Annotated in this window: 5 protein-coding genes; 1 reads left to right on the forward strand and 4 read right to left on the reverse strand. The window is 55.3% G+C overall.

Features of this window, described 5'->3' with window-relative positions; genetic code table 11:
* A partial coding sequence (locus ACT3UM_RS24055) for a P-type ATPase actuator domain-containing protein (protein WP_498902530.1) occupies nucleotides 1-906 on the reverse strand: 906 nt, incomplete at its 3' end.
* Between the two features lie 86 nt (nucleotides 907-992).
* On the opposite strand from ACT3UM_RS24055, the gene ACT3UM_RS24060 reads away from it, so the two are divergent.
* The gene (locus ACT3UM_RS24060; RefSeq protein WP_144979945.1) at nucleotides 993-1,451 is read left to right on the forward strand and encodes a MerR family transcriptional regulator; all 459 of its coding nucleotides are present in this window, start codon (nucleotides 993-995) and stop codon (nucleotides 1,449-1,451) included.
* 28 nt (nucleotides 1,452-1,479) lie between these two features.
* On the opposite strand, the gene ACT3UM_RS24065 is transcribed toward ACT3UM_RS24060, so the two are convergent.
* The 3 genes from ACT3UM_RS24065 to ACT3UM_RS24075 all read right to left on the reverse strand — a co-directional run.
* On the reverse strand, nucleotides 1,480-1,911 hold the full coding sequence (locus tag ACT3UM_RS24065) for a ZIP family metal transporter (RefSeq protein ID WP_498902535.1): 432 nt from the start codon (nucleotides 1,909-1,911) through the stop codon (nucleotides 1,480-1,482).
* 30 nt (nucleotides 1,912-1,941) lie between these two features.
* Entirely contained in the window at nucleotides 1,942-2,262 is a 321-nt protein-coding gene (locus tag ACT3UM_RS24070; protein WP_498902532.1) for a ZIP family metal transporter, read from the reverse strand.
* A 112-nt stretch (nucleotides 2,263-2,374) separates the two neighbouring features.
* On the reverse strand, nucleotides 2,375-2,774 hold a 400-nt coding region (locus ACT3UM_RS24075; RefSeq protein ID WP_498902534.1), incomplete at its 5' end, for a M23 family metallopeptidase.

Genomic DNA, 2,774 nt, shown 5'->3' on the forward strand with positions numbered 1-2,774 from the left:
ACGAATAACGCGTGCGATCGTATTGTCATCAGCGCCTCGTGTTACCTCCACCTCCAGGGCGGCATCAAGATTCACTGTGCCAGCAAAAATGTCATCACCAGGCGCTCGCGAACGGGGTATGGACTCGCCGTTTACCGGCGACTCGTCAATGTCGGAGGTGCCCACCAGGATGCGTCCATCGCAGGGTACGCGATCACCGGGCCGCACCAGCACACGCTGCCCGGGTTTAAGTGACTCCGCCGAGACGTCACGCAGATGGCCATTGTCCATCAGCCTCGCCGTTGAGGGTGTTAAATTTGCCAAGGCTGAGATACTGCGGCGCGCTCGTGAAGCAGCTACCCCTTCGAGTAGCTCACCTACGGCGAACAAGAACACGACCATCGCAGCTTCAGCGGCAGCATTGATGGCCAATGCGCCAAGCGCAGCGATGCACATCAGCATCTCTATGGTAAAGGGATTGCGCATTTTGAGGGCGCCCCAGGCACTCTGCGCAATGGGTATTAAGCCGACTAGCGTGGCCAAAATGAAAGGCATATTACCCAGCGCAGGCCATGCTAAACGAAGCGCGAAGGCTACGATCAGCAAATTGCCTGTGATAATGACCAAGCGCCCTTTAGCGGTTTGCCACCAAGAGGATGAAGCACCAGGTGCGCGTGTTTGGCCATCATGGGAAGCCACTTGATAGCCTAGTTCGTTCAGGATGCCCTCAATGGTCTTTCGCGAGGGGGCCCCGTGATCGTGGTGGTGAATCTTCACTGATCCCGTGACCGAGCTTGCCGTGACTTCCTCAATGCCTTCCAGTCGCTCTAGCGCCGATACAACCTTGCGCTCACAACCGCCGCAGTCCATGCCTTCAACACGCAGCGTCAAGGTGGTAGGCGCTGTTGTCGGCGTTGATGTTTTCATGGTGCCTCTCCTGCCAATGGGCTATGGTTTTTAAGTGTAAACCTTGTAGCAACTACAGCTTCAAGCCCTGCCTAAGGAGTTTTACCATGTCGATGATCGGCCAAAGTATCAGCATTGGTGAGTTAGCACGACGAGCCGATTGCAAACCTGAAACGGTTCGCTATTACGAGCGTATTGGGCTGTTGCGCGATGCGACACGAACCGGTGGGGGGCAGCGCCGCTATGGAGACGACGCTGTGCGGCGCTTGACCTTTATTCGTCATGCCCGTGACTTTGGCTTTTCGGTGGAGTCAGTGCGAGAGCTTTTGGCCATGTCAGATCAACCTGATATGCCTTGCCAAGAAGTCGATGCCATCGCCACGCATCACCTAAAGAAAGTGGAGTCCCGCCTTCAACGACTGTCCATACTGCGTGAGGAGCTTCAACGGATGATCACGCAGTGTGCCGGTGGTAAAGTGGAAAGCTGCCGAATCATTGAGGTCATCAGTGATCATCAACTCTGTATCACTGAAAAATCGCACGGAGGGGCTCTCGACTTGGGTTAGCACTAACGCTACGCCCCACGCCCAATGGTCAGCCCAGCGAAACATCCAAAAACAGCATGAGTACCAATCCGATGGAGAGGCCCAGCGTGGCCTTTTTTTGGTGCCCGCTTCGATGAGTTTCGGGAATAATCTCATGACTGATCACATACAACATCGCCCCCGCTGCAAAGGCCAACCCCCAGGGCAGTAGCGCTTGTGACATGCTGATGACTCCAGCGCCTAATAAGCCACCCAACGGCTCAACAAGCCCCGTAAGGGCGGCAATCGTCCATGACCGCCAACGTGAATAGCCCACGCCTAGCAGTGATACTGCTACGGCCAGTCCTTCTGGGGCATTCTGAAGTCCAATGCCAATCGCTAGTGGAATGCCTCCTTCGCTTCCCCCTGCGCCGAAGGCCACGCCAACGGCTAGCCCTTCTGGCAGGTTGTGTATCGTAATGGCAATAATAAACAACCAGATACGACGTAGTGAGGCAGCCTCTGGCCCTTCTCACCCCTGTTCGAAGTGCTCATGAGGTAAGAGTTCGTTCAGTAGTGCGACCATTCCAATCCCTAGCAAGATGGCCGCACAGGCAATGGCAGCAGGTACCACGCTACCTCCGTAACGCAGCTCCGAGGCTTCTAAGGAGGGTATGATCAGTGAGAAGAAAGAGGCCGCTAGCATGACGCCAGCGGCGAACCCCAACGCTAAATCGCGAACACCACGATTCGGTCTTTTGGTAAACAAGATAGGAAGCGCCCCGACAGCCGTCATCAAGCCCGCGGCAAGGCTTCCCAATACCCCCATTGTGACGAGAGAAACCTCTTCCATACCGATTACCTGTCTTGTGGTAGATGAGTGATCACAGCGCTAGGGTTCCATAACGAGGCAAGCACACGTTCACGTTACTAACAATCCATGCAACGTTGCTAAGCACGGGTGGTTACGGCTCGTTAAACGAGATCAAGTCATAAATGGACGCCGTGCCGATAGCTTGTTCCAAGCGATCTCTTGCCTCGTAAAGTGACGCTTGATATTCACCTTGAGTCGGCTGCTCACCCAACATGATGCGTTGACCTTGACCAAGGGGATCAACAGGCTGGTTATTGACTCTCACTTCGTAATGCAGGTTGGGGCCCGTGGCGACCCCGGAGGAACCTACCTCTCCGAGCGACTCTCCCGCATTGACTAAATCCCCAACCACTAGCTGTGGGGAGAATCGGCTAAGGTGTGTGTAGCGACTAATGGCCCCTGTGTCGTGCTCCACCTCGATCACCTGCCCATATCCCCCTTGGCGACCCATAAAGAATACGCGCCCAGGTGCGGTGGCAATGACCGGCGTT

Source organism: Halomonas sp. AOP13-D3-9, from assembly GCF_052379125.1.
GTDB lineage: Bacteria > Pseudomonadota > Gammaproteobacteria > Pseudomonadales > Halomonadaceae > Vreelandella.

Coding starts and splice junctions, on each gene's coding strand:
- ACT3UM_RS24060 (WP_144979945.1), top strand. CDS start 993: ATGTCGATGATCGGCCAAAGTATCAGCATTGGTGAGTTAGCACGACGA.
- ACT3UM_RS24070 (WP_498902532.1), bottom strand. CDS start 2,262: ATGGAAGAGGTTTCTCTCGTCACAATGGGGGTATTGGGAAGCCTTGCC.